This is a genomic window from Chryseobacterium proteolyticum, assembly GCF_046591535.1.
Taxonomy (GTDB): Bacteria; Bacteroidota; Bacteroidia; order Flavobacteriales; family Weeksellaceae; genus Chryseobacterium; species Chryseobacterium proteolyticum.
The window spans coordinates 47,357-64,877 of record NZ_JBJLWK010000006.1; the positions used below are offsets into that span (position 1 = coordinate 47,357).

General features: G+C 37.2%; 15 protein-coding genes. 10 read left to right on the plus strand and 5 right to left on the minus strand.

What is annotated here, in order from left to right:
- Positions 1–3: 3 nt before the first annotated feature.
- The 3 genes from rlmF to ACJ5H0_RS19775 all read left to right on the plus strand — a co-directional run bounded on the left by rlmF (position 4) and on the right by ACJ5H0_RS19775 (position 3,669).
- On the plus strand, positions 4–939 hold the full coding sequence (gene rlmF, locus ACJ5H0_RS19765) for a 23S rRNA (adenine(1618)-N(6))-methyltransferase RlmF (RefSeq protein WP_411251683.1): 936 nt from the start codon (positions 4–6) through the stop codon (positions 937–939).
- 110 nt (positions 940–1,049) lie between these two features.
- A complete protein-coding gene (gene lysS / locus ACJ5H0_RS19770) occupies positions 1,050–2,747 on the plus strand; it encodes a lysine--tRNA ligase (protein WP_172277634.1) in 1,698 nt (565 codons plus the stop codon).
- 100 nt (positions 2,748–2,847) lie between these two features.
- Positions 2,848–3,669 carry an OmpA family protein gene (locus tag ACJ5H0_RS19775; RefSeq protein WP_411251685.1) on the plus strand — a complete coding sequence of 274 codons (822 nt, stop codon included), beginning with the start codon at positions 2,848–2,850 and terminating at the stop codon, positions 3,667–3,669.
- A gap of 3 nt (positions 3,670–3,672) precedes the next feature.
- Here the strand turns inward: ACJ5H0_RS19775 and ACJ5H0_RS19780 are convergent, their stop codons facing one another.
- From ACJ5H0_RS19780 to ACJ5H0_RS19790, 3 genes are read right to left on the minus strand one after another with little or no spacing between them, the layout of a single operon-like run.
- On the minus strand, positions 3,673–4,350 hold the full coding sequence (locus ACJ5H0_RS19780; protein WP_411251687.1) for a cytochrome d ubiquinol oxidase subunit II: 678 nt from the start codon (positions 4,348–4,350) through the stop codon (positions 3,673–3,675).
- Entirely contained in the window at positions 4,247–4,678 is a 432-nt protein-coding gene (locus ACJ5H0_RS19785; protein WP_411251689.1) for a cytochrome d ubiquinol oxidase subunit II, read from the minus strand. The genes ACJ5H0_RS19780 and ACJ5H0_RS19785 overlap by 104 nt, the downstream gene beginning before the upstream one ends.
- Entirely contained in the window at positions 4,675–6,018 is a 1,344-nt protein-coding gene (locus ACJ5H0_RS19790; RefSeq protein ID WP_411251691.1) for a cytochrome ubiquinol oxidase subunit I, read from the minus strand. The genes ACJ5H0_RS19785 and ACJ5H0_RS19790 overlap by 4 nt, the downstream gene beginning before the upstream one ends.
- Before the next feature lie 227 nt (positions 6,019–6,245).
- Here ACJ5H0_RS19790 and gyrB point away from each other — a divergent pair, with 227 nt between their 5' ends.
- The 7 genes from gyrB (at position 6,246) to ACJ5H0_RS19825 (ending at position 14,394) form a co-directional block, all read left to right on the plus strand.
- On the plus strand, positions 6,246–8,180 hold the full coding sequence (gene gyrB / locus ACJ5H0_RS19795) for a DNA topoisomerase (ATP-hydrolyzing) subunit B (protein WP_172277642.1): 1,935 nt from the start codon (positions 6,246–6,248) through the stop codon (positions 8,178–8,180).
- 118 nt (positions 8,181–8,298) lie between these two features.
- On the plus strand, positions 8,299–10,191 hold the full coding sequence (locus ACJ5H0_RS19800) for a DUF3857 domain-containing protein (protein ID WP_411251693.1): 1,893 nt from the start codon (positions 8,299–8,301) through the stop codon (positions 10,189–10,191).
- A 2-nt stretch (positions 10,192–10,193) separates the two neighbouring features.
- Entirely contained in the window at positions 10,194–11,912 is a 1,719-nt protein-coding gene (locus ACJ5H0_RS19805; RefSeq protein WP_411251694.1) for a DUF3857 domain-containing protein, read from the plus strand.
- 4 nt (positions 11,913–11,916) lie between these two features.
- Positions 11,917–12,123: a hypothetical protein gene (locus tag ACJ5H0_RS19810; RefSeq protein WP_411251696.1), complete on the plus strand. Its 207-nt coding sequence runs from the start codon at positions 11,917–11,919 to the stop codon at positions 12,121–12,123.
- Between the two features lie 65 nt (positions 12,124–12,188).
- The gene (locus tag ACJ5H0_RS19815) at positions 12,189–12,602 is read left to right on the plus strand and encodes a DUF5684 domain-containing protein (RefSeq protein ID WP_172277648.1); all 414 of its coding nucleotides are present in this window, start codon (positions 12,189–12,191) and stop codon (positions 12,600–12,602) included.
- Between the two features lie 73 nt (positions 12,603–12,675).
- Entirely contained in the window at positions 12,676–13,497 is an 822-nt protein-coding gene (locus ACJ5H0_RS19820; protein WP_411251698.1) for an RsiV family protein, read from the plus strand.
- Positions 13,498–13,623: 126 nt separating this feature from the next.
- Positions 13,624–14,394: a diacylglycerol/lipid kinase family protein gene (locus ACJ5H0_RS19825; RefSeq protein ID WP_411251700.1), complete on the plus strand. Its 771-nt coding sequence runs from the start codon at positions 13,624–13,626 to the stop codon at positions 14,392–14,394.
- Here ACJ5H0_RS19825 and ACJ5H0_RS19830 read toward each other — a convergent pair.
- Positions 14,391–15,656 (minus strand): dicarboxylate/amino acid:cation symporter, encoded by a 1,266-nt coding sequence (locus ACJ5H0_RS19830; protein WP_411251929.1) that lies wholly within the window; start codon positions 15,654–15,656, stop codon positions 14,391–14,393. The two genes, ACJ5H0_RS19825 and ACJ5H0_RS19830, sit on opposite strands and share 4 nt — an antisense overlap.
- Before the next feature lie 152 nt (positions 15,657–15,808).
- Entirely contained in the window at positions 15,809–17,497 is a 1,689-nt protein-coding gene (gene ggt / locus ACJ5H0_RS19835; protein WP_411251702.1) for a gamma-glutamyltransferase, read from the minus strand.
- Positions 17,498–17,521 lie beyond the last annotated feature (24 nt).

The following is a 17,521-nucleotide window of genomic DNA, read 5'->3' on the forward strand; positions in this document are numbered from 1 at the left end:
AATATGTCTGCTGAAAAATCCAGTCTGCACACAAGAAATCTTCATCGTGATCCCTATGATTTTGATCAGCTCATTTCTTGTGTGCCAGAACTGAAGCACTATGTTTTTGTTAATGCACACCAAACATTAACGATCAACTTCAGCCTTCCAAAGGCGGTAAAACTACTCAACAAAGCCCTTTTACAACATTTTTACCATATCCGGAACTGGGACATTCCTGAAAATAATTTATGCCCTCCGATTCCCGGAAGAGCAGATTATATCCATTACATTGCTGATTTACTCGCTCTCGAATCTGAATCCGGTGAAATCCCTAAGGGCTCTTCAATAAGTGGCCTGGATATAGGTGTTGGAGCTAATCTCGTGTATCCTTTAATTGCTCACAGGTCTTACGGATGGACAATGACGGGAACAGATATTAATAAAGACTCGTTACAAAATGCACAACGTATTCTGGACAATAACCCGGATCTGTCATCTTTTATTCATTTGAAGCATCAGCCGGCTTCTGACTGTATATTCAGGAATATGCTTCTAGAAGGAGACAGATTTATGTTTTCAATGTGTAATCCTCCTTTTCATGACTCTGAAGAATCTGCCATAAAAGGAAATCTCAGAAAGACTAAAAATCTCCGTCAATCTAGAGTTAAGAAGCCTTTACTCAATTTTGGAGGACAACAATCGGAATTATGGTGCGAAGGAGGGGAGCTTGCTTTTATTACCAGGATGATACATGAAAGCAGTTTATTCGCTTCGCAGGTCCTGTGGTTTACCTGTCTGGTTTCTAAAAAAGATAATCTGTATCCCCTTACCACACTCCTGAAAAAGAGTAAGACAGTAGAGTTCAAAACCATCGATATGGCTCAGGGCCAAAAAATAAGCAGAATTCTGGCCCGGACATTTATCCCTCAACAAGACAGAAAAGGCTGGTTCCCGTAAGCAAACCTCTCTTTAACCGCATTTTTACAGAAATAAATATATTTCTGGGAAAAGTCATTGACAGTCAACTCAAAAATACCTAAATTTGTAGGCTTTTAGAAAAATAAGAAATGCAATTATCAGAACAAGAAATCATTAGAAGAGAAAAGCTTAATAAGCTTGTTGAAATGGGGATCAACGCGTTCCCGGCAGATGAATACAAAATTACAGATACAACAGAATCTATAAAACAGGATTTTTCTGAGAGTAAACAGGTGAAGATTGCTGGTAGATTGATGTCCCGAAGAATTCAAGGGAAGGCTTCTTTTGCTGAATTGCAGGATTCTACAGGTAAAATTCAGGTATATTTCAACAGAGATGAGATCTGTACAGGAGAAGATAAAACTTTGTATAATGAAGTGTACAAACACCTTTTAGATATCGGGGATATTATCGGTATCGAAGGAGAGCTTTTTACAACACAAGTAGGGGAGAAAACTGTACTGGTAAAGAATTTTACTCTCCTTACCAAATCTTTGCGTCCGCTACCACAATCCAAAACGGATGAGAATGGAGTAATACATGATGGATTTAATGATCCTGAACTAAGATACAGACAACGTTATGTTGATTTAACCGTGAACCCGCATATTAAAGAAATTTTTGTGAAGAGAACAAAATTGTTCAATGCCATGAGAACCTTCTTTAATGATGCAGGATATTTTGAAGTTGAAACTCCGATTCTTCAATCCATTCCGGGAGGAGCTGCGGCAAAACCATTCATTACACACCATAATGCCTTGGATATTCCATTATATTTAAGAATTGCAAACGAGCTTTATCTTAAAAGATTGATCGTTGGAGGATTTGATGGGGTATATGAGTTTTCCAAAAACTTCAGAAATGAGGGTATGGACAGAACACATAATCCGGAATTTACAGCGATGGAAATTTATGTGGCTTACAAGGATTACAACTGGATGATGGATTTCACAGAAAAGCTATTGGAATTCTGTGCTACTCAGGTTAATGGAAATGCCGAATCTACTTTCGGAGAGCATAAAATAAATTGGAAAGCACCTTATCCTAGAGTTTCAATGACTGAAGCGATCCAGAAATATACAGGATTCGATATCACAGGAAAAACTGAAAAGGAATTGTTTGATTTTGCTAAATCTATTGGGATTGAGGTTAATGAAACAATGGGTAAAGGAAAATTAATTGATGAGATCTTCGGAGAAAAATGTGAAGGAAATTTCATTCAGCCAACTTTCATTACCGATTATCCGATCGAAATGTCTCCTTTAACTAAAAAACACAGAAGCAAAGAAGGCTTAACAGAGCGTTTTGAGCTGATGGTTTGCGGAAAGGAAATAGCTAATGCTTATTCTGAGTTAAATGACCCTATTGATCAGAGAGAACGTTTTGAAGCGCAGATGGCTCTTTCTGAAAGAGGTGATGATGAAGCGATGTTTATCGACCAGGATTTCCTTAGAGCTTTGGAATACGGAATGCCTCCAACTTCCGGATTAGGAATTGGTATGGACAGATTGATCATGTTCTTAACGGATAATGCATCCATCCAGGAAGTATTATTCTTCCCTCAGATGAGACCTGAAAAAACAGTTCCTCAGATTGAATTGGGAGAAGATGAGAAAGTAATTCTTGAAATTTTAAACTCTCAGGAAGAAGCATTCTCTTTAGCAGAAGTTAAAGAAAGAAGTCAGTTATCCGGTAAAAAATGGGATAAAGCATCTAAGACTCTAACTAAAAATAATTTAGTGAAAGTTGAAAAGATTGACGAAAATGTTTTGATGAAATTGGTTTAAAAGTTCACAACAATACAAAAAAAATCTGAATATTTCAGATTTTTTTTTTGTGATAAACTATAAATTGCTATTTCCCGTTGTGTATAAAAACTCAATTTCGATGAAAATTTTTGTTTTATTTTTTCTGTTACAATGTCTTGTCATTAAGTCGCAAATGATTGAATCTGTTTACTTTGTGCATGATGACTATAAACTTGATAAGCAATCCCAAAAGAAATTAGATAGTTTGGCTCAGTTAAAAGGCAATTTAAGATTCAGGATTTTTGGAAATTGTGATTCTACGGGAAGCATACATTACAATAAAGTATTGTCTGAAAACCGTGCAAATGCAGTTAAAAAATACCTGCAGGAGAAAATTAAAACTCATATTACAATTGAAAATGTTGTAGGTCTTGGTGAGGGAAAACAGATCAATGATAACAGTTCAGAAGAATTACGGAAGAAAAACAGAAGGGTAGATATTTTTATAGACAGGGAATGGGCTAAGGGAGAAAAAATTATACGAAAAGTTCCTCCAAGTTTTGTAGATCTGAGTGTTGCTGAGCTGAAAGTTCAAAATACATATTCTCTTCCTAATGTTAATTTTATTGGCGGCCGTCATGTCTGGCTCCCGGGTGGAAATGAAACAATTCTTAAGCTGCTTAAAATACTAAGAGATAATCCGGCTATGCAGGTAGAATTACAGGGGCATATTTGCTGTGATTATAATAATTTTGATGGTGAAGATCTTGATTTGGGTACTTTTAATCTTTCACACACAAGGGCTGATTCCATAAAGGAATTCCTCCAGATGCAAGGTATAGATTCCAGCCGTATAAAAGCAAGCGGACAAGGACATCTTAATCCGGTTGCTTATCCCGAACAAACGGAAGCGGACCGGATTATGAATAGGAGGGTTGAAATTGTTTTACTTAAAAAATAATCCTTACTTCCTTAGTTTACTGAATGAAGCCATCAGGTAAAATAAAAACGGCAGAATAAATAAAGATCCTAACATTAATGCCCACGCTAAAGCAGAAATCGTTTTCGGAGCTGCTACATGTTCTAATAACGAAAGATGCTGCCCATTCCCTAATAATATGATATCAGGGTTATGCTGATACGTTGCGGCCACCAGGATCATAATAACCTGGAATCCTGCTAAGGCACGAACGGGAAGGAGCTTCCGTTGTTTCATAGCCCGGAAAATCAATAACAGTGCTATCGTTGCAAAGGCAATAGCCATAATTCCCAAAGGTTTGGAGAAAACCCAGGTAACTAGAGGAATGCCCGAAAGATAGGCTGAAAGAAAAACCAGAGCTCCGGTGATCACTACAAAGATCATCGTTTGTTTGGATTTTCTGATCATCAGATTAAGTTGCACACGGTCCTTGGTTTCCCTAAGAGAAAATATGGAAGCCAGATAGGCACAGAGGGCCACTGTGAATAAACCAACGGTCACTCCGAACCAATTCAGCCAGCTGAAAATATAGAGATCCAGGAAAGTGGTGGCGTCCGGATTAATGGATTGAGAAACTGTAGCTGCCGCAATCAGCCCTAAGAAAAAAGGAGTGAGAAGGCTTGCATAATAAAAAAATGTGGGTATATAAAAACTGCCAGTCATCTTTCACCGCATCATAATGCCTGAATGTAAAAGCGGTACCTCTTGCAATAATTCCTACAAGCATAAGAACTAACGGAATATGCAGGTAAGTGGACATCGTTGTGTAAATTTCAGGAAATCCTACAAACAGGATCACAATAGCAATAATGACCCACATATGATTCGCTTCCCAAACCGGAGCGATTGATTCATACATAATCTCCTCTGTTTTATGACGGGATTTTTTATTGGTAAATAACTCCACGATCCCTGCGCCAAAATCAGCTCCTCCCAAGATTACATACAGGCAAATTGACAGCCAAAGAAAGCCTATAACAACGTAGATCATGATTTTGTATTTTTAGCGTTAAACTGAATATCGGTAGGGTCATATAATTTCGGAACCATTTGAATTTGTCTTTTGAGAAGAAATATTAAAATCAATGACAGCGAAACAAAAATTGCGGTGAAGAAATAGAAGGAATACTGGATGCCCGGCATAGGCGTTACGGCATCTACGGTTCGCATAATACCATAAATAATCCAGGGCTGGCGGCCTACTTCTGTTACAGTCCAGCCTGCTTCCAATGCTATATATCCAAAAGGAGTGGCGATCAGAAATGTTTTCAGCAGCCAGTTCTTGCTCAGCCATTCTTTTTTAAAGAATAGTGAATAGACATATAGAGAACCTATGCAGATCATTATGACACCAAAGAAGATCATGATCTGGAAAGAGTAGTGGACAACGGCAACAGGAGGCCATTCATCTCTGCTGAAATCATTCAATCCCTTTACTTCGGCATTAAAATCATTACTGACGAGAAAACTTAATAATTTAGGGATTTTTAATGCATATTTGATTTCGCCTTTCTTTTCATCCGGAATTCCTCCGATCACAAAAGAGGCTCCCTTTTCTGTTTTAAAATGAGCTTCCATTGCAGCTAATTTTATAGGCTGTCTTTCTGCAACCGATTTGGCAGCGATATCACCACTTAAGGGAGCTCCGAAAGCTCCTATGAGGGCAAAACCTGCGGCAATTCTAAATGCTTTGGTGTGAAATTCCACATTTCTTTTTCGCATAATTAAAAAAGCATGAACTCCTGCAACGGCAAAACCGGTTGCACAAAATGCAGCTACCGTCATATGCAATGCCTGTGGAAACCAGGCTTCATTAAACATCGCTTTGATAGGATCTATATTTACATATTGTCCGTTGATATAATCAAAGCCTGCGGGAGAGTTCATCCACGCATTGGCAGCAACGACAAGGATGCCGGAAGCCAATCCACTGAGTCCGACTAAAAATCCACAGAACCAGTGGAACCATTTGTTGAACTTATCCCATCCGTAAAGAAAAAAACCGATAGCAATTGCTTCGATAAAAAATGCTGTTCCTTCAAGAGAAAAAGGCATTCCGAAGATGGGGCCGGCGTGTTTCATGAACTGTGGCCAAAGAAGTCCCAATTCAAAAGAAAGCATAGTTCCGGAAACAGCTCCTGTTGCAAAAAGAATGGCGACTCCTTTGCTCCATGCTTTTGTAAGTCCCTTATATACTTCGTTTTTTGTTTTAAGGTATTTCCAGTGGGCAAAGGCCATTAAAAATGGCATAACCATACCTATACACGAAAATATAATGTGGAAGCCGAGGGACATGGCCATCTGGGCACGGGCTGCAATGAAATCGTCCATAATATCAATTTTGAGTAAATAAATTTAAGCATTAATTATAGAAGAACACATGATTTAAAACAGTTGATATTATTGAAATGCAATATAACTTTGTATTTTTTTAAGATAAAAATGCACGTGATTCGTGTTGAAAACTCCATCTTTTTTGACATATTTTAACTTTCATATCTCGAAAAAAATCACGATATTTGTAGGTCTTTGCAATTGGCAAAGTTTAATAATTTGATATGAGTCAGAAACAATATACAGCTAGTAGTATTCAGGCATTGGAAGGAATGGAGCACGTTCGTATGCGTCCTTCAATGTACATTGGTGATGTAGGAGTAAGAGGTCTCCATCATTTGGTTTATGAAGTAGTAGATAACTCTATTGACGAAGCGTTGGCAGGATACTGCGATACCATTTTCGTTAGCATTAAAGAAGGAAACGGAATCGAAGTAATGGATAACGGTAGAGGTATTCCGGTTGACTTCCACGAAAAAGAACAAAAATCTGCTCTTGAAGTTGTAATGACGAAGATCGGAGCAGGAGGTAAGTTCGATAAAGATTCCTATAAAGTTTCCGGAGGTCTTCATGGTGTTGGGGTATCTTGTGTGAATGCACTTTCCAATGAAATGATTACAACCGTATACAGAGACGGAAACGTTTACCAGCAGGTATATTCCAAAGGAAAAGCACAAACGGGAGTTGAAGAAATAGGGAATAGTGACAAAAGAGGAACTAAGCAGTTCTTCCAGCCTGATGATACCATTTTCACTGAATTAGTATATAATTATGATACGTTAGCAAGCCGTTTACGAGAGCTTTCTTATCTTAATAAAGGTATTACCATTACCCTTACCGATGAAAGAGAGACTCTGGAAGATGGTTCTTTCAAATCAGAAGTCTTTCATTCCGAAGGCGGGTTAAAGGAATTTGTTGCCTACATTGACGGAAGCCGTGAGGCCATTATGGAGAATGTAATCTTCATGGAGGGCGAAAGAGATGATATTCCGGTTGAAGTGGCAATGCGTTACAATACTTCATTTAATGAGAATCTTCACTCTTACGTTAATAATATCAATACCCATGAAGGGGGAACACACCTTGCAGGTTTCAGACGTGCATTAACGAGGACCTTAAAGAAATATGCCGATGATCTGGGGATCCCTCAGAAAGAAAAGGTAGAAATTACGGGAGATGACTTCCGTGAAGGTCTTACAGCCGTGGTTTCCGTAAAAGTAATGGAACCGCAGTTTGAAGGGCAAACTAAAACAAAATTGGGTAATTCCGAAGTTTCCGGAGCAGTTGATAAAATTGTGGGGGAAATGCTTACGAACTTCTTAGAAGAAAATCCTAACGAAGCTAAAATTATCGTTCAGAAGGTTGTTTTAGCAGCAAAAGCAAGACAGGCTGCGAAAAAAGCCCGTGAAATGGTTCAGAGAAAATCTCCGATGGGAGGTTCCGGACTTCCTGGGAAATTGTCCGACTGTTCTTCTAAAAGTCCTGAAGAATCTGAAATATTCCTTGTTGAGGGAGATTCCGCAGGAGGTACTGCAAAACAAGGACGTGACAGACATTTCCAGGCTATCCTTCCATTAAGAGGTAAAATTTTGAACGTAGAAAAATCTATGCTTCATAAAGTTTATGATAATGAGGAAATTAAAAATATTTACACAGCTCTTGGGGTTTCCGTAGGAACGGAAGAAGACAGCAAGGCGTTGAATATGGCGAAACTGAGATATCATAAGATTGTCATCATGACCGATGCCGATATTGACGGTTCCCACATTTCTACATTGATTCTGACATTCTTCTTCAGATATATGAAAGAATTGATTGAAAATGGTTATATCTATATCGCTCAACCGCCTTTATATTTATTGAAGAAAGGTAACAAAAAAGTGTATGCCTATAATGAAAAAGAACGTGAGGAATTTACTCTGGATATGTCTCCGGATGGAAAAGGAGTAGAGGTACAACGTTACAAAGGTCTTGGGGAAATGAATCCTGAGCAGCTTTGGGAAACGACCTTAAATCCTGAGCATAGAATATTGAAACAGGTAACTATTGACAATGCTGTAGAAGCAGATAGTGTTTTCTCTATGTTGATGGGAGATGAAGTTCCGCCAAGAAGAGAGTTTATTGAGAAAAATGCAAAATATGCTAAAATTGATGCATAATTAATTTTTCTATAAAATATAATGAAAAAGGCTCCGTTTTGGAGCCTTTTTTTATCTTCGAAAATTAAATTTTAACATTTATTAAGATTTCATTACTTTTGTTAAATTTTTTAAAACAATGATGAAAATCTTAACAGTTGGTGCCGTTTGTATTGCTTCTCTTTACTACGCCCAAAGCTATCCGGTATCAGCAATCCCGGAGAATTTAAAGAAGGATGCCAATGCGGTGATCCGAAAAGATTTTACCACGATCCAAATCAACAAGATAGATGAGGTAAAATATCAGATAAATACCGTAACTACGGTTTTAAATAAAGACGGGGATTCCCAGGCTCATGCTTATATTCCATATGACAAAGGAGATCATATTTCTGACGTAAAAGTTACAGTGTATGACGAATCCGGTAAAAAAATAAAGTCTTATTCCAAATCGGATTTCGGAGACTTTGCTAACAATTCCCAGGGAGTCTTTTATTCGGATAGCAGATATTTATCATTGGCTTATACTCCGACCCAATATCCTTATACACTCGAGTTTTCGTACCAGATCACTAATGAAAACACTATTTTCATACCGGATTTTGTACCTTTTTCAGGCACCAATGTAGCATTGGAGGAAAGTCAGTTTAAGATTCTTAATAATTCAGGTATTGAGCTCCGCACAAAAACTTATCCTTCTAAGTACAATTATACTACGGTTGCAGAAAGCAGTAATGGTGTAGAAAAAGTATATTCATATAAAAATGTTCCTGCTATAGAAGATGCTTCTTTACTTCCTTCACCACTTAAGATCTTACCTAAAGTGAGTTTTTCACTGGCAAGATTCAATCTGGAAGGAAAGCAGGGAAGTATTACGAGCTGGAAAGATTTCGGATCCTGGTATTATAATAGCATTTTGCAGCCTGTATCTGTTTCCACGCCCTCTATAAAAGCTGATGTTGCAGCGCTTAATTTACAGGGGTCCACAGAAGAAAGGGTGAGAAAACTGTATCAGTATATGCAGGGTAAAACCCGATATATATTTGTTGCGCTGGGAATTGGGGGATGGCAGCCTATGATGCCGGATGAAGTACAGAAAAAAGGATATGGAGACTGTAAAGGGTTATCCAATTATATGAAGACCTTGCTTGATGAAGCGGGAATTCCATCATACTATTGTACTATCAACTCCGGCTCTTCACCGGTGTCTTTCGATAAAGATTTTCCAAAAATGGGAGGGAACCATGTTATCTTAATGGTGCCTACTGAAAAGGGAAACATATGGCTGGAAAATACATCCCAGCAGATTGCTTTTAACCATTTGAGCTACAGTACAACGGACCGAAATGTTCTTTTGGTTAAAAAGGATGGAATTGAAGTGATGGATACTCCTTCATATTCTGCAGAACAAAATAAAGAAAAGCAAATCCTTAAAATTAAGCTTAATGAAGATAATAGTATTGCAGGAAAAGGAGAGTTTGCTTTTACAGGCAGTCAATATGATTATAACTTAAGATTTGCCACATTATCTCCTAAGGAGAAAAATGAATCAGTAAAAAGCCTTTTAAATATTTTACATTTTGAAAATATTGAAATGAAAGATTTTATTAATGACAGGGATAATGCAGTTATAAAATATAATCTTGATTTTAAGGCTAATAACTATTCCAAGAATGCCGGAAGCAGTATGGTATTCCGAGCGGTACCTATCTTTTCTGATAATAATTATAAAGCAGATGATAAAAGGGAATTGCCGTTTGAGATCATGCAGTCTTTTGAAGATGAATATAAGATTACATTTGAAATTCCTAAAAATTATAAGATCGATGAAGTTCCTGAGGATGTAAAACTTCCGTCTGAATTTGGAACCTATCAGCTTAACTTTATAAAGAACGGACAAGAGCTTACCGTTACCAGGACTATTCATGTAAATAAAGGAACGTATCCTAAAGAAAAATACAATGATTATATCAAATTCAGAAAGAAAACTGTAAATATGGACAATTCTAAAATTCTAATAACTAAAATCTAAGCATGAAAAAAATTATATTCGTCGTTTTGAGTTCAATCAGTGTTGTTTGCCTCAAAGCCCAAAAACAGGAATTTCTCAACCCACCTAAATTTAATGATACCGATTTATCAAAGCAAAAATCATTGCTGGACGAAAATGCTCCGGCGGAAATTTTGTATAAATCAGTGTCTTTTAATATAGATTCCAATAATGGTACTTTGCAGAAAAGAGCCTTCTACAGGGTGAAGATTTATGATAAAGAAAAAGCCGAAGACTGGCTTAATCTTGAAGTGCCCCTTTATCAGGATGGCAGCAGCCAGGAAAGCTTATCTAAAATGAAGGCTTACACCTATAACCTTGAAAACGGAAATGTGGTCACGACTAAAGTAGATAAAAGTTCAAAGTACAAGAGTAAAGAAAATAAGTATATATCGGTTACCAAATTTGCTTTTCCTAATGTAAAAAACGGTTCTGTTATTGAATACCAGTATGAGATCACTTCTCCGTTCTTGTATTCCATTCCGGAAATATTGATAGAATCTGATACACCATCATTATATACTGAATATATTTTGGATGCTCCTTCCAATATATCGTATAATATAAATTATACAGGCTCTTTAAGTCCTAAATACAAGCAGGTTGAGGAAAAGCTTCTGTATGGCTCCAATTACAGAACCTATCGTTTCGGGTATGAAAACCTGAAAGGTTTTAAAACGGAGAAATTCATAAAAAATGATAGGAATTACAGAACGAAGATCAGTGCGGAATTGCATTCCACCAATTTTAAAGAACTGAAGTTGTATTCATCATCCTGGGAGAAGATCAAAGAAAGATTATATGAGAATGAAGATTTTGGTGGAGAACTGAAAAGAACAAAATTGGCGAAAGAAAATATGCCTTCAGGAATTTCAGGGCTTACAGATATGGATAAGGCGGATGCTATTTTTAAATATGTCCAAAAGGCCTTTACCTGGAATAAATATTCGGGAGTAAGGACAGAAGATGGTATAAAAAAACTTCTCGAAACAAAAACCGGAAACGCTGCGGAGATCAATCTTTTTTTAATCATGATGCTTAGAGAAGCAGGGTTAAAGGCAGATCCATTATTGATCTCTACTGTTAGTAACGGAATGATCAATATTGCATCTCCGAATGTCTCGAATTTAAACTTTGTCCTGGCAGCCGTTAAAATTAAAGACCAATATCATTTATATGATGCTACATCCAAGCAATCTTCAAGGGATATGCTGCCTCCAAGAGATTGGAATCAATTTGGGATCCTGGCTCCAAAGGAAAAAGTACAGGAATTATCTATGACCAATGCACAACCAAGTTTTACTTACCTTACGGCTGAGGCTAAGATCAATGAAGATGGAAGTATTTCCGGAACTTATTCCGACAAAGATACAGGTAGCTATGCGATGTTTGCCAAAGAAAGCTATGACGAGAATATGGATAAATACAAAAAGCAGTACAAGGAAAACTTTGCTATTGATTTTACGGATATTAACTCAAAAGTTCTAGAAAATGGTGATTTTGAAAGTACGATGAAATTTACATCAGAAAACCTGATTGATAGAATAGGGAAAAAAATGATCATTAATCCTATGCTGTTTCTTAATAAAAACTCCAATGAATTTGATCAGACCGATGAAAGAAAATATCCCATAGATTTTATATCAGCCTACACAAGAACAAAAAAAAATCATTTTCGAAATTCCCGAAGGTTATGTTATTGAAGAAATGCCAAAAAATAAAAAGATAATAACGGATGATAAGGAGATCGAATACAGCTATGTTGCAGAGCAAAAAGGAAATAAACTAGAGGTCACCTCAAAGACCAAAGTAAGCAGTCCGGATTATCCTAAAGATTATTATCCCGCATTTAAACAGATTTGGGGAGTAGCTTCAAAAAGTGAAAATCAGGTGATAAGTTTAATTAAAAAATAAATTAAAAGCTTCTATTTATAGAAGCTTTTTCGTTATATTTGAGCAAACCAATAAAAATTAATAATATGTTAACTCTTTTACAAACAGATCCTTACGATGGGATGGATTCTGCGGCAGCGGCCGGAATTGGAATCGGAATGTTATTCTTTTATCTGATTATATATCTGTTCTATGGATATTGTATGTATAAAATATTTCAGAAAGCAGGGCGCCAAGATGCATGGGCGGCTTTCATTCCTATTTATAACATCATCGTTTTGCTTGATATTGTAAAGAAACCGGCTTGGTGGATTATTTTATTTTTTATTCCGTTTGTTAACCTGTTTGCATCATGGATGGTTAATGATGGTCTTGCCAAAGGATTTAGCAAAGAAACGCCTTTATACACGATTCTTTTATTCTTCTTAGGATTTATATTCATTCCTGTTTTAGCTTTTGGGAATGATCAATTTGAAAGCCAGAAAATACCGGCTAACTAAAAAAAATTCATTATAATTTACAAAACCATTCATTTTGTGAATGGTTTTTGTATTGACATCACAAATATAGAATATGAAAAATACAATTGCAGCTATTTTGCTTTCCTTGTTCTTTGCTCTGGCAGCGTGTAAAAAGAATGAAAAAAAGGATTCATCGACAGAAAAAACAGAAGTGAATCAGTCTGAAAAATTTGTAGTCGATTCAGTAAAAGTTAGCGACTCTACGAAGGTCAATGATTCTTTAACTGTAAAATATACTTCGAAACTTTTAGTATTTCCTTCTTTGAAAGACCAAAAACTTCTGGACAGCATCTATTTTATCAATAAAGGGGCAACAGATTTTTCTAAAAACGGGATTCAGTCTTACCTGGAAAGAGAAAAGGCAGAATATTTCAATTCTATCAGGAAGGAGGCGAAGGATCTTGGAGTATCATTTCCTCAGGAATGGTATACCAGTAACTATATGAATCTGAAATCCACAACCAATGATTATATGCACATTGAATATGTTTACAGTGCGTATGAAGGGGGAGCCCACGATAATTACGGGTTTTCCGAGCGGGTGTTTGACCTGAAAAACAATAAGAAAGTACAGTTGGCGGATATTACCACCATGCCTAAAAAACAAATTGAGGGAATTCTGATGAAGAATATCAATAAGATGAATAGTGGAACGACCGATGAGAAAGGAGAGGTGAAAAATTCTGATATGCTCCTGGTAGAAGTAATTCCTGCAAGTAGCAATTTCTACTTTGATGATAAGAACCTGTATTTCCATTATAGTCCATACGAAATTGCAGCTTTCGCAGCTGGAGACATCACAATCCCCGTATCATGGGAGGATCTTAAAGGGACGCTTAAGCCCGAGTTTAAAGAAAGAATGAAAATTAAATAAGAATAATGCTTCCAAATCAGGAAGCATTTTTTATTTTTGCTGTAATGGAAAAAGTAGCTTTTATCATCAACCCGTTTTCTGCCAAAAGGAATTATCAGCCATTTCTCAATGAGTTGAAAAAAAAAGGTGGAAAATCCCCTTTACTATATTTCAGAATCCATTCAGGGAACAGATGATTTTATTGAAGAGCACTTCAATGAAATAGAAATTTTTGTTGCAATAGGAGGGGATGGCACTATTTCTACAGTAGCAAGGAAGTTGATTAATACACCTAAAATTTTAGCTATTTTTCCGGCAGGTTCAGGAAACGGATTCTCGAACGAAACCCAATTTAGCAAAAATCTAGATGAGCTACTGGATAAGCTAAAGGCGAGAAAATCCAGAAAAATTGACACTTTTACCGTAAATGAAAGACTTTCCATCAATGTTTCAGGAACAGGATTTGATGGCAAGGTGGTAAAAGAATTTGAAAAGACAGACAGGGGTTTCAAAAATTACATCAAGGTTTCCCTTAAAACCTTTTTTAATTATAAACCCATTAAGGTTAAATTTGTTGATGAAGCTTACCAGCAATATAACGGCAGATATCTGATGCTGAATATTGCTAATACCCGTCAGTTTGGAAATAATGCATATATTGCTCCGCACGCGAGTAAAAGTGACGGATTGGTAGATATGGTTTTGGTTAAGAAATTTCCATTAACCTATTCTGCATTATTTGCATACAGGATGTTTACCAAAAAACTGAAAGATGATGATTATGTGACCTATCTTCCGGTTTCAGAAATCGAGTTCAGTGTCAATACCAAAAACTGGCACCTGGACGGTGAATTTAATAAAATAAAATCCCCGATCCATATTAAGGTGCTTCCTGCCAGTCTGACGATTCTAATTTAAGCCTCTAATTTCTTTTCTACTTCTTGTGGATGGTTCAGGGAGTAATTGAGCTGGTCTTTATCCAGTTGTTTTTCCCAATTTGCGACAACCACAGTGGCTACGGAATTTCCTATAACATTGGTCAATGCTCTGCATTCGCTCATGAATTTATCGATTCCCAGGATCAGTGTCATTCCTGCAATCGGAATTTCCGGAACTACAGCCAATGTGGCGGCCAAAGTTACAAATCCGGCTCCTGTTACGCCCGCTGCACCTTTAGAACTTAGCATAGCGACAAGGAGTAGCATCAATTGTTTTTCCAGTGGCAGATGAATATTAAGGGCTTGTGCTATGAACAATGAAGCCAGTGTCATGTAAATATTAGTGCCATCGAGGTTGAAAGAATAGCCGGTTGGAACCACCAATCCTACGATAGCTTTGGAGCATCCTGCTTTTTCAAGCTTTTCCATAATTCCCGGTAATGCGGATTCTGAAGAGCTGGTTCCCAGAACTAAAAGAAGCTCCTCTTTAAGATAAAACATCAGCTTAAAAATGCTGAAACCATTATACCAGGCAACAGCACCCAGTACCAAAACAACAAATAGTAATGAGGTGATATAAAATGTCCCTACCAGGAACAGAAGATTGAGAACTGAATGAAGACCATATTTTCCGATGGTAAAAGCCATTGCCCCGAAAGCTCCGATGGGAGCAAGTTTCATAAGCATATGCACGATTTTAAAAACAGGTGTTGAAAGATCCTGCAGAAAGTTGGTTATCCTTTGGCTTTTTTCTTTTGTCAATACAAGTGCAACTCCCATTAAAATTGCGACCAATAAGACCTGAAGAATATTTTCACCGACCAGGGGACTGAAAAGTGTTTCAGGAATAATATTCATCATAAAACCCGTAAGTGTGGATTCGTGGGCTTTTTGCTGATACTGGGAAATATCTCCAGAAAGCGAGGCCGGATCAATATTCAAACCTGTGCCGGGTTGAAGGATGTTACCGACGATTAATCCGATGATTAAAGCTAATGTTGAAAAAGTAAAGAAATAGATCATTGCCTTTACTGCAATTCTCCCTACCTTTTTCAGGTCGGTCATATGGGCAATTCCTAATGTAAGCGTAATAAAAATTACCGGAGCAATAATCATTTTTACAAGTTTGATAAAGCCATCGCCTAAAGGCTTCATTTTCTCTCCCAGTTCGGGATAGAACCTTCCCAGAAGTATACCTGCAATGATGGCGATGATTACCTGAAAATAGAGCTGCTGATAGATTTTTTTTTGCTTTCAATGGGGTGTTTTTTAATTTAAAGGACGAAAAGTAAGAAAAAATATCAGGAATCATGATAGATGTCATGAAAAAATGATCTTTTCCTTTTTTCGTCCTTTAAATATTTAGTTGAAAATTACAAATAGGTAAGCAGAAGTTATTCTGTTGCGACAGAGTCGTCACCACGTCCGTCCGCTACTGCATGTATGTTTCCATTCTCATCAATAACGATCATTTCTGTTTTTCCGATCTGTTTTACTTTTTCGATAACATAATTTTTAGCCTTTAATTCAGAAATTGTTGATTCCGGAAAATTGTTTTCCACAGATACGGTTTCTGGAAGCCATTGGTGATGGAATTTAGGTGCGTTTACGGAAATATTGGCGTTCAATTTAAAATCAACAACATCTACGATGGATTGATATACCGATGTCGGAATTGTTGTTCCGCCCGGTGTTCCTACTACCATAAAAGGTTTTCCGTTTTTTAAGAGTATGGTAGGAGTCATGGATGAGAGCATCCTCTTATTCGGTTGAATAGAATTGGCTTCCCCGCCTACAGCCCCAAACATATTCGGAACTCCCGGTTTGATAGAAAAGTCATCCATTTCATTATTTAAAAAGAATCCTGCTCCGGACACAACCACTTTACTTCCGTAATACCCGTTAAGGGTAGTGGTTACAGATGCAGCATTTCCATCCTTATCAATTACTGAAATGTGGGTCGTTTGTGTTGATTCTTTAGGTTGCTTAATGATCTTTCCAACCTCAGAGCTAGGCGTGGCCTTAGAAAAACTAAAGCTTTTCCATCTCTTTTTCAAATAATCATCAGAGATAAGATAAGAGGTCTTATCTTCTATAAAATCCGGATCCCCCATATATTCTGCACGGTCAGCATAGGCTCTTCTTTCGGCTTCTACCATAATCTGTACGGCAGGAGTAGAATTCAGCTGGTATTTTTCTAAATTTTCGAAGCTTGCCATTCTCAGCATCTGGGCTAAAAGAACTCCACCACTGGACGGTAAGGGCATGGAAACAACATTATTTCCTTTGTAATCAAATTCTAGGGCTTTTCTCTGGGCAACCTTATAGTTTTTTAAATCTTCAGAAGTGATAATTCCGTTTCCTCTTTTCATTTCAGAAACAATAAGGGCTGCGGTTTTACCTTCATAAAATCCTTTTGCTCCTTCTTTCTGTATAAGTTTTAAAGTTTCAGCCAATTCTTTCTGAACCAAAATATCACCCGCTTTCCACGGGGTGTCTTTTACAAAAGGAATTGGTGATTGATTGTGTTTTTGGAAATTTACCTTGTGGGTGTTAAGCATATCAGCTTCTTTTTCTGTAATAGCAAACCCTTTCTCAGCGAGATCTATGGCTGGCTGAATAATTTTTTCCATGGGAAGGTTGCAATATTTTAGGGTAGCAAAAAAGCCTGCAATACTACCAGGGATTCCTACAGCTAATCTGCCGTTCTGCGAAAGGTCTGTACTGGCTTTTCCTGTTTTGTCGACGTACATATCTCTCGATGCATTCCTTGGGGCTGTTTCTCTATAATCGATCGTAAATTTTTCACCATTATTTTTTACACCCACTAAAAATCCGCCACCGCCTATATTTCCTGCCTGAGGATAAACCACAGCTAATGCATATTGAGTGGCTATGACAGCATCATAAGCATTTCCTCCTTGCTTCATGATTTTTGCTCCTGCTTCACTTGCTAGCGGATGGGCAGAAACAACAACTCCTTTGTTTTTTACCTTAACTTCTTTTACGATATTAAAATCGGTATACTGACTCCAGTACAGGTTTGTGCTTAAAAACACGGCGGCGAATAATAGGTTCTTCATACCATTTTGCTTTTTATTGATAGC

Excerpts from the sequence above, each read along its gene's own strand:
- rlmF (WP_411251683.1), top strand. The coding sequence starts at position 4 with ATGTCTGCTGAAAAATCCAGTCTGCACACAAGAAATCTTCATCGTGAT.
- ACJ5H0_RS19790 (WP_411251691.1), bottom strand. The coding sequence starts at position 6,018 with ATGGACGATTTCATTGCAGCCCGTGCCCAGATGGCCATGTCCCTCGGC.
- ACJ5H0_RS19785 (WP_411251689.1), bottom strand. The coding sequence starts at position 4,678 with ATGATCTACGTTGTTATAGGCTTTCTTTGGCTGTCAATTTGCCTGTAT.
- ACJ5H0_RS19815 (WP_172277648.1), top strand. The coding sequence starts at position 12,189 with ATGTTAACTCTTTTACAAACAGATCCTTACGATGGGATGGATTCTGCG.
- gyrB (WP_172277642.1), top strand. The coding sequence starts at position 6,246 with ATGAGTCAGAAACAATATACAGCTAGTAGTATTCAGGCATTGGAAGGA.
- ACJ5H0_RS19820 (WP_411251698.1), top strand. The coding sequence starts at position 12,676 with ATGAAAAATACAATTGCAGCTATTTTGCTTTCCTTGTTCTTTGCTCTG.
- ACJ5H0_RS19780 (WP_411251687.1), bottom strand. The coding sequence starts at position 4,350 with ATGACTGGCAGTTTTTATATACCCACATTTTTTTATTATGCAAGCCTT.
- ACJ5H0_RS19800 (WP_411251693.1), top strand. The coding sequence starts at position 8,299 with ATGATGAAAATCTTAACAGTTGGTGCCGTTTGTATTGCTTCTCTTTAC.
- lysS (WP_172277634.1), top strand. The coding sequence starts at position 1,050 with ATGCAATTATCAGAACAAGAAATCATTAGAAGAGAAAAGCTTAATAAG.
- ACJ5H0_RS19805 (WP_411251694.1), top strand. The coding sequence starts at position 10,194 with ATGAAAAAAATTATATTCGTCGTTTTGAGTTCAATCAGTGTTGTTTGC.
- ggt (WP_411251702.1), bottom strand. The coding sequence starts at position 17,497 with ATGAAGAACCTATTATTCGCCGCCGTGTTTTTAAGCACAAACCTGTAC.
- ACJ5H0_RS19810 (WP_411251696.1), top strand. The coding sequence starts at position 11,917 with ATGCCAAAAAATAAAAAGATAATAACGGATGATAAGGAGATCGAATAC.
- ACJ5H0_RS19775 (WP_411251685.1), top strand. The coding sequence starts at position 2,848 with ATGAAAATTTTTGTTTTATTTTTTCTGTTACAATGTCTTGTCATTAAG.